Annotated in this window: 17 protein-coding genes; 7 read left to right on the plus strand and 10 right to left on the minus strand. The window is 43.5% G+C overall.

The features are described 5' to 3' along the window. Window positions 1-5 precede the first annotated feature (5 nt). The 3 genes from prmA to EO131_RS15565 all read left to right on the plus strand — a co-directional run bounded on the left by prmA (window position 6) and on the right by EO131_RS15565 (window position 1,920). Window positions 6-839, plus strand: a complete 834-nt coding sequence (gene prmA, locus EO131_RS15555) for a 50S ribosomal protein L11 methyltransferase (RefSeq protein ID WP_127024319.1) — start codon at window positions 6-8, stop codon at window positions 837-839. A gap of 22 nt (window positions 840-861) precedes the next feature. Further along, window positions 862-1,137, plus strand: a complete 276-nt coding sequence (locus EO131_RS15560; protein WP_127024322.1) for an ATP-dependent Clp protease adaptor ClpS — start codon at window positions 862-864, stop codon at window positions 1,135-1,137. A gap of 183 nt (window positions 1,138-1,320) precedes the next feature. Next, the gene (locus EO131_RS15565; RefSeq protein ID WP_127024325.1) at window positions 1,321-1,920 is read left to right on the plus strand and encodes a hypothetical protein; all 600 of its coding nucleotides are present in this window, start codon (window positions 1,321-1,323) and stop codon (window positions 1,918-1,920) included. A 68-nt stretch (window positions 1,921-1,988) separates the two neighbouring features. Here EO131_RS15565 and EO131_RS15570 read toward each other — a convergent pair whose 3' ends face one another. Beyond that, complete coding sequence (locus EO131_RS15570; RefSeq protein WP_127024328.1) at window positions 1,989-3,599, minus strand: amidohydrolase family protein; 1,611 nt, start codon at window positions 3,597-3,599, stop codon at window positions 1,989-1,991. Between the two features lie 177 nt (window positions 3,600-3,776). On the opposite strand from EO131_RS15570, the gene EO131_RS15575 reads away from it, so the two are divergent. From EO131_RS15575 to gap, 3 genes are all read left to right on the plus strand, one after another. Further along, window positions 3,777-4,217 (plus strand): DsrE family protein, encoded by a 441-nt coding sequence (locus EO131_RS15575; RefSeq protein ID WP_127024330.1) that lies wholly within the window; start codon window positions 3,777-3,779, stop codon window positions 4,215-4,217. A 244-nt stretch (window positions 4,218-4,461) separates the two neighbouring features. After that, on the plus strand, window positions 4,462-5,061 hold the full coding sequence (locus EO131_RS15580; protein WP_127024333.1) for a pyridoxamine 5'-phosphate oxidase family protein: 600 nt from the start codon (window positions 4,462-4,464) through the stop codon (window positions 5,059-5,061). Between the two features lie 2 nt (window positions 5,062-5,063). Beyond that, window positions 5,064-6,053 (plus strand): type I glyceraldehyde-3-phosphate dehydrogenase, encoded by a 990-nt coding sequence (gene gap / locus EO131_RS15585; RefSeq protein ID WP_127024336.1) that lies wholly within the window; start codon window positions 5,064-5,066, stop codon window positions 6,051-6,053. Window positions 6,054-6,308: 255 nt separating this feature from the next. On the opposite strand, the gene EO131_RS15590 is transcribed toward gap, so the two are convergent. From EO131_RS15590 to EO131_RS15615, 7 genes are all read right to left on the minus strand, one after another. After that, on the minus strand, window positions 6,309-6,800 hold the full coding sequence (locus EO131_RS15590; protein WP_127024340.1) for a YHS domain-containing (seleno)protein: 492 nt from the start codon (window positions 6,798-6,800) through the stop codon (window positions 6,309-6,311). 148 nt (window positions 6,801-6,948) lie between these two features. Next, window positions 6,949-7,362 carry a nuclear transport factor 2 family protein gene (locus EO131_RS15595; protein WP_206512907.1) on the minus strand — a complete coding sequence of 138 codons (414 nt, stop codon included), beginning with the start codon at window positions 7,360-7,362 and terminating at the stop codon, window positions 6,949-6,951. 134 nt (window positions 7,363-7,496) lie between these two features. Further along, window positions 7,497-8,054: an RNA polymerase sigma factor gene (locus tag EO131_RS15600; protein WP_127024346.1), complete on the minus strand. Its 558-nt coding sequence runs from the start codon at window positions 8,052-8,054 to the stop codon at window positions 7,497-7,499. A 33-nt stretch (window positions 8,055-8,087) separates the two neighbouring features. Further along, window positions 8,088-8,387 carry an N-acetyltransferase gene (locus tag EO131_RS17495; protein ID WP_127024349.1) on the minus strand — a complete coding sequence of 100 codons (300 nt, stop codon included), beginning with the start codon at window positions 8,385-8,387 and terminating at the stop codon, window positions 8,088-8,090. Window positions 8,388-8,591: 204 nt separating this feature from the next. Next, window positions 8,592-9,035 carry an isochorismatase family protein gene (locus EO131_RS15610; RefSeq protein WP_335340975.1) on the minus strand — a complete coding sequence of 148 codons (444 nt, stop codon included), beginning with the start codon at window positions 9,033-9,035 and terminating at the stop codon, window positions 8,592-8,594. After that, window positions 9,023-9,319 (minus strand): isochorismatase family protein, encoded by a 297-nt coding sequence (locus tag EO131_RS17365; protein WP_241243894.1) that lies wholly within the window; start codon window positions 9,317-9,319, stop codon window positions 9,023-9,025. The genes EO131_RS15610 and EO131_RS17365 overlap by 13 nt, the downstream gene beginning before the upstream one ends. A gap of 298 nt (window positions 9,320-9,617) precedes the next feature. Next, on the minus strand, window positions 9,618-10,253 hold the full coding sequence (locus EO131_RS15615) for a peroxiredoxin (RefSeq protein WP_127024352.1): 636 nt from the start codon (window positions 10,251-10,253) through the stop codon (window positions 9,618-9,620). Window positions 10,254-10,339: 86 nt separating this feature from the next. On the opposite strand from EO131_RS15615, the gene EO131_RS15620 reads away from it, so the two are divergent. Then, a complete protein-coding gene (locus tag EO131_RS15620) occupies window positions 10,340-11,098 on the plus strand; it encodes a LytR/AlgR family response regulator transcription factor (RefSeq protein ID WP_127024355.1) in 759 nt (252 codons plus the stop codon). On the opposite strand, the gene EO131_RS15625 is transcribed toward EO131_RS15620, so the two are convergent. Next, a complete protein-coding gene (locus EO131_RS15625) occupies window positions 11,090-12,136 on the minus strand; it encodes a response regulator (protein ID WP_127024358.1) in 1,047 nt (348 codons plus the stop codon). The genes EO131_RS15620 and EO131_RS15625 overlap by 9 nt on opposite strands. Next, window positions 12,129-17,894: an ATP-binding protein gene (locus EO131_RS15630; RefSeq protein WP_127024361.1), complete on the minus strand. Its 5,766-nt coding sequence runs from the start codon at window positions 17,892-17,894 to the stop codon at window positions 12,129-12,131. Before EO131_RS15630 ends, EO131_RS15625 begins: the two co-directional genes overlap by 8 nt. Between the last annotated feature and the right edge of the window lie 77 nt (window positions 17,895-17,971).

A 17,971-nucleotide genomic window follows, 5' to 3' on the forward strand; every position in this document is an offset into this window, starting at 1 on the left:
CAGATATGTCCTTAATTTATCTGGAGTTTGATTTTAAAGTGAAGCCTGTGGAACCTGCCTCCGATATTTTGATGGCGGAATTGGGCGAGCTTGGCTTTGAAAGTTTTGTGGAAAACGAAGAAGGCCTGTTGGCCTATATATTGAAATCGGAATGGAAGGAGCAAACCCTTGATGACCTTTTTGTGTTGCAACAACCCGATTTTGAAATCACTTGGACCAGCAAGGAAATTGAGCAACAAAACTGGAATGCCGAATGGGAAAAGAATTTCCATCCGATTCGAGTGGGCGATGGGTGCATGGTCCGTGCGCCGTTCCATGCCAAGGAAGAGGTTACGTTTGACATTGTGATCGAGCCTAAAATGAGTTTTGGTACCGGGCATCATGAAACCACGTATATGATGCTCCAACATATCTTAAACACCGACTTCGAAGGAAAATCGGTTTTGGATATGGGCTGCGGGACCGGCGTTTTGGCTATCTTGGCCAAAATGAAAGGGGCAAGATCTGCAGACGCCATCGATATTGATGAATGGTGCTATTTGAATTCCCTTGAAAATGTGGAACGAAACAATTGCGCCGATATCCAAGTTTTTCAAGGGGACAGTAGTCTGCTTAAAGGCAAGAAGTACGATATCATCTTGGCCAATATCAACCGAAATATTCTGCTGGAGGACATTCCCATTTACGCCAACAGTTTGAACAAGGGAGGTGCTTTATTTTTGAGTGGCTTTTATTTGGAGGACTTGGATGCCATTTCTTCAAAATGTGCTGCCCATGGTTTGGAATTTGAAAAAAATCTGGAGAAGAATCGCTGGGTTTCAGCAAAATATGTAAATTAGAAAAGCATAAACTCCAGAGAATATGGGCACTAGAGAAAAAGAAAGTGAAGATGTCCTTCTTGAGGAAGAGACGGTCAAGCAAAATGAGATTGTACTTTTTAATGATGATGTCAACACGTTCGACCACGTGATAGAAACGTTGATCAGTGTATGTGAGCATACCCCTGAGCAGGCCGAACAGTGTTCATTGATTGTTCACTATAATGGCAAATGCACGGTGAAAACGGGTGAATACGATTTCCTTAAACCTAAGTGTACCCAGTTATTGCAGGCCGGGTTGAGTGCCGAAATCGTGTAGTGCTCTCTAATAAGTCAATTACTGAAATTTTTTGGATTCAATAAGGAATCATTCCTTATTTGCCCCATATCCTTAAACATAAAATTTCCGGCACCTCCACACCTGAGGTTTGAAAATTTGTAGAATCAAAAAGAATAAAACGACCAACAACAACCCATACCAACCAATCTTTTATCATACGCTATGAGCGAGTTTTTTAAGGCAGAACTAAAAGATCGTTTTCTGGAATATGCCTTGGAACGAAGCGATTACTTTGAGATCCAAACCCTTTACGATGAGTTTTTAAGACCCAATTATAGTCTTCAGTTTGTTGAAAAATTGGTAAAGGAAATCCAGGAGTACGATCCTGAGCTGCTGGATGTGATGAGTGGGAATGGTATGGAAATTTTTATGGTGGCCTCCACTACCAGCACGGAAGATTTTTTGGAAGAGGGCGGTTTTATGGACATGTATGTCAAAGAGGAGGAGAAATGGGATGTTTTTTTGGATCAATTATCTGGCAATAAGAAACTGACCAAGGATGAGCAAAATCTCTTGAAACGAACTCCGGCCCACAAAAGGGAAAAAAATCTATTGCTCCTATTGATTTCTGCGATCAGCATCAGTTTTTTGTTCACTTTGGTAAGTATTATCAAGGAGGCTTGGTTGGAACCCGATTATGTTCCCGCCGATGAGTTTAAGCGAAAAATGGAACAGTTACAGGAGCAGTACCTTCAAGAAAATCAATTACTTCGAAATCAATTGCAGGCAGCCCAAAAGCAATTGGATTCCCTAAAAAATTAGCCTTCCAATTTAAACCAAAAAAAGCAGCAATCATTTGATTGCTGCCGTGTTTACATAAGGTAGAAATGTTATTCTCCTTTCATGCCAGGTTGCACTATTTCATAATTTGCATCCGCTTTTGCCTTTTCCACAATGCGTTTTACATCTTCCAATAATTTTTTGGCATCGTAGATGATACCGTCCTTTATGGTATACTTAACACCACCAACTCTGGCCACAGTGTTGTCTTCCATCAATTTAATGGCTCCTGTGCCATAAAGTACTTTCAGATTGACCAAGGGATTCTCCTCGACGATTACAAAATCGGCGAATTTGCCCACTTTTACGGTCCCAATTTCATCGGCCATGCCCAAAGCTTCAGCGCCGTTCAACGTGGCTGCTTTGATCACTTCCAACGGATGAAATCCAGCTTCTCGCAACAATTCCATCTCGCGGGGATAGGCAAAACCATAAAGTTGATAAATAAACCCGGCATCGGTGCCCACAGTAACCCTTCCACCGCGGTTTTTGTATTCGTTCAAGAAGGTCATCCAAAGTTGGTAGTTCTGTTTCCAATCGATTTCCTGTTCCGTGCCCCAAAAATGCCAGTAGGAACCATGGGATTGCTTGCTTGGCGCATAGAAATCCCACAAGGAGGGCAAGGTATAGGATTCGTGCCATTCGGCTCGACGTGCCCTTTGCAGATCCCGGTTGGCCTCATAGATTACCATGGTAGGCGAAATGGAAAAATCGAGGGACAGGAGTTCATTCATTACTGAATTCCATTTTTCGGAATAGGGTTTTGCTGCCTGTGCCCATAATTGGCCGGCTTCCCCAAAACGATCTTGTTCGTTCTGGTAGTTATAGTCAAGGGAATAGTTCTGAACTGTTCTGTCGTCGAATAGGGCCTCAGGTAGTCCGTACCAGTGTTCCATGGAAGTCAGTCCGGCCCTAGCACTGTTCAGAACGTTCCAGCGCCCCACATACAGCTGGGCGTGATGGGTTTTGGAGCGAAGCCCCAATTTTTTGTTTTCATCGAGTGCAGCTGTCATTACTTCGGGTAAACCACCGCCAAATTTAATGCCGTCGGCACCTTTTTTTGCATTGGCACGAACCCATTCGCGAGCTGCTTCGGGTGTGGTGATGTCACCTCGACCACGTTCCCCGTTCAAGCTGTTGCCGAACCAATTATAGGCTTTGATTCTTGGCGCTGTAATCTCATTGTTGGCACTCTTTTTCTTTTGGTCCACCACCCAATCGATACCATTGCCACAGCCAGGATCGCAAATGGTGGTAATGCCATGTGCCATCCAAAGTTTAAAAACGTATTCTGCGGTTGTGCCTTGCGAAGTACCGCCAATATGGGCGTGGGTATCCACAAAACCGGGCAAAAGATACATGCCTTCGGCATTGAGCTCCTTGCCGCCGGGTTTTAGTTTGGGTCTTCGGTTCGGATTGATGTCCAAACCGGGGAAGCCAACTACTTCCACCGAGGCTATACGATTGTTTTCCACCACAATGTCCACGGGGCCAATAGGAGGCGAAAGTGTTCCATCAATAACGGTGACCCCCCGAATGATCAGTTGTGACCATGGTCCTTCGCCTTCCTCACGAGGTGGGGCTTTTTCGATTTGTGCATGTCCAAGATGAATGCCGATGAAACAAATTAGGAGTGTAGCTTTAAAATGGAGAGTTTTCATTTGGGTTGGTTATAGTTGGTGTTAGTTTATAATTATTATGTGTAGTTAGTGAAAATCATCCAATTATAAAAGAAATCTTGTTTTTTCTTCCCTTTAATACGATTTGATTTAGAAAAAAATAAAGGATATTTGTTGGGTATGCCTACCAAAGGCAGGTAACCAACAAATTTTATCCTTATGAAAACAATGATCCGAACACTAATTTTTATTGGCTTTTTTGTAGGGGTGACCTATGATACTTTTGGACAAGATCAATTGGATGCCGAAATTGTTTCCGATCTTCAAGCAACCAAACAGTATGCCTTTGGGGTTAGCCAAGAACTCCATTTTAGAGGCGTGTTGGGAATGTATGATAGACTTGTGGACAGTGGAGTTGAGGTAACCGATTACGAAATCGTGGTTAAGGGTAAAGTAGTAAAACAACTGGTTAAAGGGTCGGAGTTGGAAACTTTATTTAAAAAATACAAAGGTAATGTACGGGTGAGTGTATGCAGTGTGGCCATGGGCAAATTGGGCGTTACCGAAGACCAATTGATAGATGGTATGAATCCTGTGGTAACGTACTCCATTAGATTGCTGCAACTTCAGGCCAATGGGTACAATACACTTACGTATTGATGAGTTGTTGACCTTTGCCATTACAACTAAAAAAACCTGTGAGAAATCGCAGGTTTTTTATGTGACTTCAATTGGATCCTCCGAAATTTTCAAAGGAGCTGCGGCTACAATTGGAAAGGATTCTTACATTCTAGACACACGCTTTTCAAAATGGAAAAGTCTCTTAAAAAAAGGTGTTTGTGTTAGGTATTTCATCAAAATGATACTAAGCAATCAATAAGAATTGCTAAAATCGGAATCACTTATGGGAGATGAATTTACCTCGGATATTGCTTTTTCTCCGGCAGTAAAGGAACTGCAGCGGAAATATGGGTCTAGAAAGAGTTATGAGAGCATGGAGCGCCAAAGAGGCTGGCTCAATGAACTAACCCCTCCCTTAACAGCTTTTATTGAAGGTAGGGATTCCTTTTACATGGGGACGGCCAATACACAGGGGCAACCATACATCCAACACCGGGGTGGAGCCCCAGGCTTTTTAAAGGTAATCGACAACAAGACCTTGGCATTCGCCGATTTTTCCGGAAACCGCCAATATATCAGTATGGGGAATCTTTCTGAGAACCCGAGTATTTTTTTGTTCTTGATGGATTACCCCTCAAGGACACGGGTAAAGATATGGGGCGAGGCAAAAGTGGAGTATGATGACAAACAGTTGATGCAATCCTTGGCCATAAGGGGGTACACGGCCGAAGTGGAACGTGCGGTTATCTTTTCGATCAAGGCATTGGATGTCAATTGTCCACAACATATAGTACAACGCTTTACATCGGAAGAAATGAACCAAATTGTTCAGCCTTTGAAGGCTCGTATAACCGAATTGGAAAATGAATTAAAAAAGAAATAAAAATGAAAAAAATTGCAATAAATGGAATGGGCCGTATTGGACGTGCCTCGCTTAAACTGATTTTGGAAACAGAGGATTTGACCCTTGTTGCGGTCAATGATATTTTGCCGATTGAAAACTTGGCCTACCTACTGAAGTATGATTCCACCTATGGGAAATTTGGTAAGGAAGTGTCGGTGGTGGATAATGCTTTGCACGTGGATGGGAAGATGATTCCCTATTTCAGTGAAAGAGATCCGGAAAACCTTCCCTGGAAAACGCTCGATGTTGATGTGGTTATTGAAAGCACAGGTATTTTTACCCAATTGGAAGATGCCAACAAACATATTAAGGCTGGAGCGAAAACCGTTGTGATTTCGGCTCCGACCAAAAGTGAAAATGTCCCTACAGTGGTGCATGGTGTGAATACGCCACATGGCCAGACTTCTGTTTTTTCATGCGCCAGCTGTACCACAAATAACATTAGTCCTATCGTTGAAATTCTTGGTCGTACAGTAGGTATTCATAAAGCCATCATGACCACCATTCACGCCTATACCGCATCCCAAAGTTTAATGGACAGCGCATCTCCAAAGAATCTGCGCATGGGTAGGGCAGCTGCAGATAATTTGGTGCCCACCAGCACAGGGGCAGCAATCGCCACAACAAAGGCCCTCCCCGAGTTCATGGGTAAGTTCGATGGTGTGGCTGTTAGGGTCCCGGTCAAAGTAGGATCCATTTCAGACATGACCTTCGTGACCAAAAAAGAGGTGACCGCCGAAGAAATAAACGAAATTTTGGAGCAAGAGGCTTTATCGGAACGGTACATTGAAGTATTGTCGACCACCAGGGAGGCTCTGGTATCGTCCGATATCGTTGGCAGTCCTTATGCTTCCATTGTGGATTTGAATATGACAAGGGTCGTGGATGGTGATCTTTTAAAGATCATGGCCTGGTACGATAACGAGTGGGGGTTTACCAATCAAATGATTCGACTGATTAAAGGCCTGTGATCACAGGCTTTTTTTATGCGTTACATATTAAAATTAGCTATGAATTTTTGATGTCGTTTTAATGGAAACATCTTTTGACGTTTCCGACCTTTGGAACTTTCCTGCTTTGAAATATAGGACAGGTATGATGGCTTTCAGGTAAATCATTAAAAATAAATAAGCCGCTAACACCAACCCATGGCATGAAGAGTGTGGTTTGTCGGTGCAGCGGCTTTTGCAGCATTTTTGTGAATAGGAAACTATCCTTGCATACGGTTAAAAGGTTTTGAATTTCCCCATACTTTTCCAATTCTGGTCGGCCTGTGCAATATGTTTATCCTTTCCTTCCTTTTCCCAAGCTTTTACAAAATCACCTTCCAAATTGACAGTGAACAGATACAATTTGCCATCCACTACGCGGAAACTTTTTGGATTTGGCCGGAATTTTCCACCAAGGGAAACTGCATAGGCGCACCAGCCACCATATTGGGGTTGGTATTTTTTCGGGTTGGACTGAAACTGTTTTTGTTGTTCAGGATTCACAAAATAATAGGTGATGCCATCATAGGTTGTTTTAAAGGCTTTTTTCCCCATTTGCGCCTTACCTTGTTCGATATAGGATACAGGACTATAGCCTTCAAGGGCAATCATGCTATCGTCTGTGCTATAGCTGTGGGATTGGGCCAAAATTGAGCCCGTGCCGATCAAGAGTAGGCCCAAAGCAAGGGCTAACCATTTTTTGGGATTGGAAGTCTTCATTGTTTTCATATTGTTTTTGTTTTAAAGTTTGATGCCAAATTAGGTGGCATGTAGTCGTGAAACTTTTGGGATTTGGGCATTGTATTCCATTATTGCTTTTTAGTTGCCTTTTGATTTGTATGATGTCTAGGGCCAATTTGGAAATGGTCCGGCCGGTTTATAAAATTCGACGTTCATGCTCTTCAATGAAGGCATCGTTGATGCTTGCATAGCGTTTACGCATAAGTCCGTTTTCATCAAATTCCCAGTTTTCGTTGCCGTAAGCGCGATACCATTGTCCGTTCCGGTCCCGATATTCGTACTCAAATCGCACAGCAATGCGATTATCGGTATGGGCCCAATAGGTTTTTTTGAGTTTGTAATCCAATTCGTTTTTCCATTTGTCAGCCAAAAACTCTTGAATTTCAGCACGCCCATTGATGAACTGTGATCGATTGCGCCATTCGCTGTCCAAGGTATAGGCCATTGAAACTTTTACGGGATCTTGGCTGTTCCAAGCATCTTCGGCCAATTGAATTTTCGTTTTTGCCGAGGCCTCCGTAAAAGGGGGCAGGGGTAATTTCTTTTCCATTATTTCTTCTTATTTTGTTTTTTCTGATTTCTAGATCTATGTTGGTGGTACGCATCGACCAGACTTATCCCCAATCGAAAAAGTGCCAGTTGTATGTTGAACCATAGATTTTGCATACATGAATTTTAAGCGGATTACCAGTTTTCGGCTAAGTAACTCTTCATTTTTTTACGTGCGCGACTCAGGGCAACCCAGGCATTCACCTTGTTGATATCCAGTGTCTGACAGATGGCCTCTGTGCTATAGCCCTTTATTTTCATTCGCAGCACTTGTTGTTCCCTAGTGCCCAATTGATCTATTCCCGAATCGAGAACCATGTGCAATTCGTTGGCACTTAAATAATCGGTGACGTCTGCATGGTTGAGTCCGTTGGAAGGGTTTTCCCATTCGTGCCAGGTAGGATATTCCGATACCCGGATCGCCGTATGTAGGACCTTGCCTTTTTTGGAATAGGCCATGCGGTAATGGTCCATGATCTTGTGGTTTAAAATAGAGGTAAGCCAAACTCGTTCACTGGAATGGCCTCTAAAACCCGAAGCAGAATTTAAGGCCGCAAGAAAGGTGTCCTGAACAATGTCTTCCACCTTATCCTCGGGAAGCTTTCTTCTGGCCATGGCGAACAGGTAATCTTTGTGCCGGATCAACCATAGATCCGGATTGAGTTCAATTTTGTTTTCAGTTATGGTCTCCATTAGTATGTTTTTTTTAATTGGTAGTAACTTTTTTTATAGGTTGGGTTGAGGTGTTTTTTGTGGCAAGGGAATAGCTGCCGTAGCAACTAATTTTTGGTATTCTGGTCGTTTTTTTAGAAATGATTGCACCTCCAAGCTTGTATCTATCACCTTAAAATCAGCTCTTTCGGCATATTCCATGACCCGTTCCATGAGGGCATTGCCAACCTCTGTCCGATTAAGGTATTTGTCTATTTCAAGTGCTAACAGTTCGATGTGTTGGTCCCAACCATGGTGTATTGCAACGAAGCCAATTGTCCATTGATATGGAACTCGAAGTAGTTTTTGCCGCAATTGGTTTTAAAAACCAATGGAAGGCGGTTAATGTTGGTATCTAGGTACATGGCTGTTTTTATTTCTTTCAGGTGTTATTGGCTTCCATCTATTGTTCTTCGTAGGATCGTTTTTTAAAAGAGGAGGCGAATGGATTTCACCTCCTCTTCCCCTTAACTAAATCAAACACTACTCAGATAACATTTTTTAATGGGATTCAATTTTTTATTCCTCGGCGAGAATTTGTCGTGCTTCCAAAATCTCCTCCAACTCATTGGTGGTATAGACCTCACTTGCCATCATTGCATAGTTGGTCTGTGCTGCTTGGTCCCCATCGAGGTGTGGTAGCTTCGCGGATGCCGTGGCATCCCCAACAACGGCAACCTCAAACCCACATTCCAAAAGTTCGCGCATGTGGGATTCCACACAAAGATTTCCGGACATGCCACCCAAGATCACCTTGTCAATTTTCTGTTTGCGCAGTTGGAGGACCAAATCATTGTTCTCGGGTCCAAAAACTTTATGGGGGCTGCAGATGGTCACTTTATCGGTGTTCATGATGTAGGGCTTATATTGGTTGAGCCAATCGGCCCCCGATCCTTCAAAACCATCTAGGTTCAACTGATCTTCCCTGTCGAACATGTTGATGTTGTGCATCAGTTTTTCCAAAGTGCCCTCAAACTGCCAACTATGATCATGTTTATAGTAATAATGGGCGATACGAATACGTGAATGCCGTTTTCGGAGCCCAAACGGAATAAGGTCTCTATATTGTTTATGGTGTTGTTTTCCATGACGCTTTGACCCACCGCGCCCCAAGCAACCCCGTCAGGACTCAGAAAATCATTTTGGGGGTCCACGATTACAATGGCTGTGTGTCGATCGATCTCAAAACCCGTTATCGGAAGTTGGGCGGATTTCTTTCCTTGTTTTGCGTGAGTTGTCGAATTCATAGTGGTGATTTTTTCTAAATTTTAAATACACCCTAAAATTCCTTTAAAGCATCAACCTGTTTTATCCAAAATTTGCCGAAATGTTGTGAGGTTGCGGTTTTGTTTTCAAATGCATTAAAATTGAAGGTTACCACTTTTGGATGACTGAAATGGAGTATGCTCGTTTGTTCGGCTGGTGGAGAGTGAACAAAACCATATAGAAAATACAGGTCGATTGCCCATTATTGGACAACAAGTAATGCCTAGTTAGGCCACAAATCCAAACTTATAAAACCTTTTGGTTGATGGAAAGCAACTATTATTTGGAGGGATCTTTTGAAAATTGAAGGTAAGGTGCCCCTTGAACGCGACGATCAGGAAATTTGTGATCGGCCTGATCTTTGGGCATTTGGGGATCTACAATAACATCTTCCTGTGGTTTCCAATTGGCGGGGGTCAGAACCTGATGGTTGGCATGTAATTGCAATGCATCAATGGCACGTAAGATCTCATCAAAATTTCTTCCAATGGATGTAGGGTAGGTAAGAAGGAGCTGTATGGTTTTGTTGGAATCGATGATGAAGACGGAACGAACCGTTTTTTTGTCCGTGGTCCCTTTTTGGATCATGCCGTACAACTGGGCAATCTCCCCATCAGTATCGGCAATGATTGGAAACCGCACATCAACGTCCATCGATTTTTCGATATCTGTTTTCCAATCCATATGGGCATCCAGCGAATCTACGCTCAGGGCAATGGCTTTTACGTTGCGTTTGGAAAATTCTTGCTCCAATTGCGCTACCATCCCTAGCTCCGTCGTACAAACGGGAGTATAGTCTTCGGGATGCGAAAAAAGAAGGCCCCAAGAGTCCCCAAGCCAATGATGGAAACTTAATTTTCCTTCAGTGGTTGTAGCCATAAAGTCCGGTGCAATACTACCTATTCCCAATATCATTTACAATTCCTTGATTATGAATACAAAATAGAAATATTTCTATAAATTCCGCTATATTTAAGCGGTTTATTCAAACATTGCCAGCCATGACCCTCCAAATTCGTTCGATTCTGGTTGATGACGAACAAAGGCACCACGATATCTTGGGGAAAATGCTCTCGACCTTCTGTCCAGAAATCGAATTGATCGGTCATGCATATTCCGTAAGCGAGGCCGTTTCTTTGATAAAAACCGAACAACCACAATTGGTCTTTTTGGATATCGAAATGCCGGATGGCAATGGTTTCAATGTGTTCGATCATTTCGAGGAACCGCCATTTGAGGTAATCTTTACCACGGCCCATGATCTTTATGCCATAAACGCTATCAAATACGCAGCTTTGGATTATCTTTTAAAACCCATCAATATCCAAGAGCTTAAGCAAGCGGTTGCTAGGGCGGCAAAAATATTGACAAAGCAGGCCCCCTCAAGGGAAGAGGAATATCAGGTACTTCGGGAGAACATCCATCTTCAGGACAAGAACCAGACCAAGATTGCACTTCGGTCTTCGGAAGGTATCGACTTTGTGGAAGCGAATCGGTTGATACGTGTGGAGGCGAACCATGTATATTCCAACTTTTACCTGGACAATGGAAAGATGATCATGGTATCCAAGCCACTTGGTGATTTTGAACCTATATTGGAATCCTTTAATTTTTTTCGGGTGCACAAGTCACATATGGTCAATCTCGGCCATGTAGAAAAATATGTGAAAGGAAAGGGGGGCTACCTTATTCTTAAGGATGGCTCACATGTTGATGTTTCGGTCAGGAAAAAGGAAGCACTGCTGAAAAAGTTAATGTAAGTCGTTGGGCAAACAAAGGGTGACCAGCGTGCCCGTGGGTTCGTTGCCCTGCTTCAGATCTTCAATGGCCACACTGAATACATCCACACCAAACTCCATGTTCAACAATTCCATCCGAGCTTCAATATTCGACATGGCCATAGATCGGTGTCCGTTTTTTGGAATGGCCAATGACGCTTCGCGCCCCACACCATTATCCATGATCGAACACTTAAGGGACTCCTCCGTTTCCTGGATTTCCAAAACCAATTTACCCGGGCGTGGCGACTTGCGCAAACCATGAATAATCGCGTTTTCCAGAAAGGGCTGAATGAGCATGGGGGGAATCATAATGGTTTCAGGTGCAGCTACCCTAATGCGAAGTTCATAATCGAATACATTGTTGAAGCGTGTACGTTCCAATGTTAGGTAGGTCCTCAAAAATTGGATTTCATTGGAAAGTGTGATGTGGGGCAGCATCGAATTCTCCAAATTTTGACGCATGAGCCCAGCGAATTCCGAAAGGTAGTCCAAGACTTTGTCCGTTTCGTTCGCCAGCACAAACTCTTGTATGGAGGACAGGGAATTAAAAATGAAATGTGGGTTCATTTGGGACGAAAGCATTTTCATGCGTGCACGTAATGCTTCTTGTTTTTGTGCTTGTATTGCACTTTGATGAAATCGGGAGGCCGAGATTACCGATCGCACCCTCGCCTTGAGGATTTCATGATGGATTGGCTTTTTTATGTAATCGCTGGCACCCAGGTCAAAGCATTTGGCCAAGGTTTCGTCCTCTTCTTCCGCACTGATGATGATCACCGGGAGCATTTTATAGGTGGGGTCGGATTTCATCGCTGCCAACAGTTCAAACCCGCTGATGCCCGGAAGGTTTATATCCAAAAGTACCAGATCGAAATGCTGCGCTGCCAACCGTTTAAAAAGGAATTGCCCCTTTGGGATAAAGGAAATATCATACCCCTCCTCACCCAAAACATGTTTGACCAATTCAAGGATTTGCCGGTTGTCGTCAACAATGAGAATGGAGGTGCCTCTAAGCATGCAAGGAAGTACTTAAAAATTCGTTCAATGCCTTTTCATCCCCAGTATAAATGGCATCTTCCAATCTGCTCAAGGATTCCGGTGGAAGAACTTCGTTGAGCGATGCTGCCACTTCCGCCAATTTTTCGGTCTCAAAAATGGGAAGGTTCCGAATGGTTTCCAATGCCCGTAGTTTGTGGTTTAATTGCACTTCATCCAAAGCTGGGTTATTTTTTGGCAGCTTCTCGTTCTGGTCGGGTAAAAACGACCTCAACAAGCCCACAATTTTGGCAATTTGTATCGGTTTGGTCAGGTAGGCTGAAAATCCGGCCTGCAATGCAGCATCTTGATGTTCCTTAAAGGCATCGGCCGACAATCCGATCACAGGGGTTTCCGAATTGAATTTCCGTATTAATTTCAAGGTTTCAAAACCGTCCATTTCCGGCATGTGGATGTCCATAAAAATGATGTCGGGACCAAATTTTTTCGTCATGGAAATACTTTCTTTTCCATTGCTGGCCAGTAAGATTTCCGATCCCAGTTCAGCGAACAGGGCGCGGATCATTTCTTGGTTCATGGGATTGTCCTCCACCACCAAAATTTTACTGTGCTTTGGAATCTTATAATTGGCGAGCAGTGTTTCTGGAAAATCGGATTGTAAGGGAGCTGCCAGTTCATATGGAATTTGAATGGTGAAACAGGTGCCCGATCCCTCTTCGCTTTCTACTGTAAGTTGACCGCCCAGAATATCGACCAGGCTTTTCGTGATGGTCAGTCCGAGTCCGGTGCCGCCATATTTTCGGTCCATGCCTGCATCCGATTGTGTAAAAGGCTCAAAAATGCGCTCCAGATCCGATGCTGGAATGCCAATGCCTTCATCGGCAACCGTAAAGATCAAACAGGTATCGGTGCTGCTTAGCCCAAGCTTCACATTGTTTTGGGCAGGGGTGAACTTTACGGCATTGCCAATAATGTTCATCAAGATCTGTTTTATTTTACCCCGGTCCGATCGAATATAACGAGGGGTGCCAGGGGCAAGATTGTACACCACTTTTACCCCTTTGGATTTGGCCAGACTGTTTTGAATTCGATAGACCGAAAAGAACAGTTGCCGCAAATCCATATCCTCAACAACAAGCGCGGTTTTTCCCGCCTCAATTTTGGAAAGGTCCAAAATGTCCCTAATAATTTCCGAAAGCGATTCCGCACTCTGGTAAATATTGCTCAAATATCTTCGGAAGGAGTTGGTAAGGTCCAAGGACTTGCTCTGATTGGAAAGAATTTGGGAGAACCCAACAATGGCGTTCAGGGGCGTACGGATTTCGTGGCTCATATTTGCCAAAAATTGCGATTTTGCCCTATTGGCACTGTCCGCATCGTTCTTTGCGAAAATAAGATCTCTTTCCGCCTCTTTTCTCATCTCAATTTCTTGGCGAAGGTGTTGGGTTCGATCCTTTATTTTTTCTTCCAGGGCCTGGTTGAGCTTGGCAAGTTTTTTTTCTGAGGAAGCCAGTTCCTGGTTCAATGTTATCGCTTTTTCATAAAGGATCGAATTGGTTATGGAAATGGCAGCCTGGGACGCAATGATCCTAAGGACTTCCAGTCCGCCCTCGGTGAACATGCCCGTAATTTGGCTGTTGGCAACATAAAGTACACCCACAAGATCTCCCTGCTTGATCAGTGGCATGAGCAGCATGGAACCCGAATTGTCCGTGGTATCGTTTTCTACTTTGTGGCCGTAATCGGAAAGATTTTCAATGCACAACTCTTTTTTGTTTATCACAACGTGCTCAATCAAACCAGTGGGCAAGGAATAGCACTCATCCAGAGGGCATTCGGTGAAAGGTTGGGGTGTTGGCCTGGTCAGATCAATGAAGGCGGCAACAGATAGGCTTGCATTGTCCGATAAGATCAATGCGCCCTTATCGGCTCCTGCATTTTCCATCACAATCTTGAGCAGGTTTTGAACCAGTCGATCCTTATTGACCTCGGCCGAAATGGTTTGGGTGGCTTTGATCAGACTTTGAAAGTCAAAACTGGATTTTTTGGGATTATTCTCAACCGTTGACCTTTGGATTTCCAGTACGGAAGATTGTCCATCCCGGTAAACACCCCAAAAGGCAAAGGTTCGATCGGCTTCATCTTTAAGGGCCTGTTTCAAGAAGGTAAAATTGTTCTTGGGCAAGGCTGAATGCAATACGCTGGTCAAAAGGGCCCTTACAGCTATCAAATTTCCCTTCTCGGTCTGTTTTAGGGTTGCTTCAACCGTATCGACCAAGTTTTTAAATTTACCCGATTTACAAGCGAGCAAAAGTTCGATTGTTTGAAATTCAGCTTTAAAATTGTCTGGCATGATTTCAGCCCACTCCAATAAACGCTCCTGTCTTGAAGTTACCCGATCCAGAATATTTTTATCGGGTTTTTCCATTGACATTAGATCGCAAACAGACAATACAATTTGATAGCGGAAATATTGTGGTTCCGAGGTGGCATATTGTAAAATAGGCTCATGAAGTTTATAATATTGCAAAGCTTTATCAAATTTCCCATTAAGGCAATGTGCCCAGCCCATGAGGATATGAAAGGTAGCCTCTGCCGACTTGCAATGACACTTTGCCAACAATTCCATGGTTTTTGCATAGGCTTTGGCCGCTGCTTTTGAGTCAAAACCTTTCAACGTGAGCGCAATTGTCTTGAAAAGTTGCAATTGTGCGGTGTAGACATCGCTATTGTATATATTTCCTGATTCCAGTGATCCATTGCAAAATTGAAGGATGTCTCCAAGATTATCTCCCCTTAATAGTTGATTACGGATTTTGGCATATTGAAGATGCTGCGCGCCATGAATATCGCCCCGGTCAATACAATAAGCAATTTCAGGCTCCAAACGTTGATCAAGCGATGCATAGTCAAATTGCAAGGGTCCCAAAGCGCTATGATGTACAGCAAGGGTTTTTGAATAATATTTGTCCGAATCGCCTTTGTACAAAAGTTGTAATCCAAGACTTCCCAGTTGTACGCCCATGCGATTGGGACCAAATCGGTAACAAAACAAAGACCCAAGGTGGGATAGCACGAAGGGAGTTGCTTCATCGCAGCCAAACTCGAGCAATCGATTACCCAATTGAAGAAGAATCAGGGAATAGCTATTTTGATCGTTGCGTTGGGCAGAGGTGCACATGTTTACCAGTACATCGGTAACATATCGGTTTCTTGTGGTTGAAGTAAAACGTTCACCTATAATTTTTTGGACATTGTTAGGCAATGCCGCTGAGAATCTCCGGTATTCCTCTTCAATATCAGTAACACTGGGTGAAGTTTTTAAAGGCGCACCCAAAGCTTTGAGGGCCTTAACACCTTCTAAATAATTCTCTTTATATAAGGAATAGGCTTCCTGGAACTTAAGGTTTAGCAGATATACTTCGGCCCGTTGTTCCAAATTGGATGCGTTCTTAAGTGCAATGTCTGCAAAAGATTGGGCATCATCCAATTTTTTCAACAAATAGGAGGCTTTGGCCAGCCCAAAATGGAGTTCGTAAGTGTAGGTCTGCACGTTGAACCGGTTCTGTAGTTTGTTTGCAAATCCCAAATATTGAATTGCGGCAGTGGGGGAGTTCGAATCATTCGCGAGTTGGCCGGCTTGAAGAATGTAACCAAGCGCTTTGTTCACCGTTTCAAGGTCCAACAGTTTTTGTGAATGCATCAAATGCTCCACCAGTTGATTTAAGTGAATGGCACTTTGCAAGTTCCCATGTTCAAGATGGTATTGGGCCACAGCAAGATGTAAGCCTTCATTGGAAACATCAAAACCGGGGATTTTCAGTTGGAACGCCGCTTGCTGAATACGATTATGGCCAAACGTATAGGAAGTTTGTTCGGAATCCACCCTCATAAGTTGCCCTGCTTCGGTCAACAACTCCAAAAGAAGAAGAACAATTTCTTTTGGAAAATCGCAAACTGAAGCTAATAACGGGATATTGAATTTCCCATCATCATAGGCTGCAACCTTTAGCAAAACTTGGGCCTGATAGGATTGAAGCAGCAATTGTTTTTCATGGATGGCCAAAACATTGTCCGCCATTTCCTGAATTTGTACCCTTTTGAGGTCAAATTGCCATTGGTGTGCGGCCATGTCGTAAGTAAGCACATCATCCTCTTGGAGTGATTTTAAAAAGTGCTTGATGTAATGTGGGTTTCCATGTGTTTTATTAAACACCAAACGAGAAAGATTCCGAATGGTCTGTCCTTGCTCCGATAGCGCTTCGGCGACCATTTGGTAGGTAGCCTCTTCTCCCAAAGCGTTCAATTTGATCACAGGTGCCACTTTGTTGGCCCGTACCAACGATTGTTGGAAATGAATTAATGGATGGTCCGGTGCCAGGCCTTCAGGATTGTAGGATAGTACAAACATAACCCTGGAGATGGGCGCCCAAGCCATATATTCTATCAGCTTTAGGGAAGAAAGATCGCACCATTGCACATCATCAATGAAAACCACTCGTTTCAAACCTATGCCATCAAGCGTACGACAGTATCTTGCAAAAAGGTTGACGAAACGATCGCCGGTCTCCAGTGGATCCAGTGGTTCTGGCTGTGGCAGGTTTCCCGTTAGTTCCTTTAGATCTGGAATGACTTGGAAAAGTGCTGATAGGTCTGGGCCAAGACCCGACATGAAAATGTTTCGAACCTCCGCATGACTTTTCCCCGACTTCAACAAAATACGTTGCGCAATATTTTGAAATGCCTGTTGAAAGGCTTTGTAGGGAGTTGATTGCCCTTCATCGAATCCACCAAGTGAAAAAAGGGTATTTGCATCGGCTATTTTCGATTCGAAAGCCCTTCCCAAAGCGGTTTTTCCCATTCCCGATGCCCCTTCCAAAAAAACAACTGCCGACGCCCCATTACATACTTCATTGAATGTATTGGCCAATGTATTAAGGGCATCGGCCCTTTCGAAGAGGGTTTCCGTAAAACGGATTGTTCCTGGATTGAATTGTAGGCTCAATTGGTCGAACAAGAGTGGTTCGCTAAAGTCCAATTGTGATTTTAACTGCTGTAGGTCTTTTAAAACGCCATGGGCGGACTGGTATCGTTCATCTGGATTTTTTTCAACCAATCCCTTTATGATGTTATAGATGCCAGTAGCTCTCCAAGGGTATTCAAAATCATCAATGTTATAGGTTTCCGTAAGGTGTTTGTGCAGAACCTCCTGTTTGTCGAAAGCCTTGATAAAATGTGATCCGGTGAGCCAAAAATGAAGTAGGGAGCCCAAGCCATAAAGGTCCGATCTTTTATCTGGTAATTTGTTGCTTCGTCTACTGAATTCGGGAGCAAGAAAATAGAAATCACTTTCTTGGTAAAGGGTCAGGTCGCTTTTTGAATAGGACTGTTGCAACAGGGCAAGACCCAATATGATCAGCTCGTTGTTGGGGCCGATCAAAATGCGATCGTTTCGCAGTATGCCGAAGCAACAATTGGCCTGGTGCACCTCCATGATGGCCTCCGTTAGTTTTATGGATCGATCGATAAATGCTTCAAATTCAATATCGGTAGTGGGTGGGCTTGGAAAATCAGTATGTGGGCAGGGCACTTCGTAAAGTGTTTTTTTGGGGCCCAAGGAATTTACGATTTGGATCGACATGCTTTTCAAAAAGGGGGACTTTATGAAATTGGGCCAATGATCCAAATCAATTTTTCCTCCGGTTGCTTCTTCGACAATGCCCTTGTTTTTGTGTATTTGGATCCTTAGGTCCACATCTTTGATTCGTAGCTGTGTCATGAGGTGCGTATTGGATTACAATTTACTCATTTATACGTGATTGACCGGCACGTTAAGAAACGAAACAGGTACGTTAA

The organism is Flagellimonas beolgyonensis, assembly GCF_003992615.1.
Classification (GTDB): Bacteria; Bacteroidota; Bacteroidia; order Flavobacteriales; family Flavobacteriaceae; genus Flagellimonas; species Flagellimonas beolgyonensis.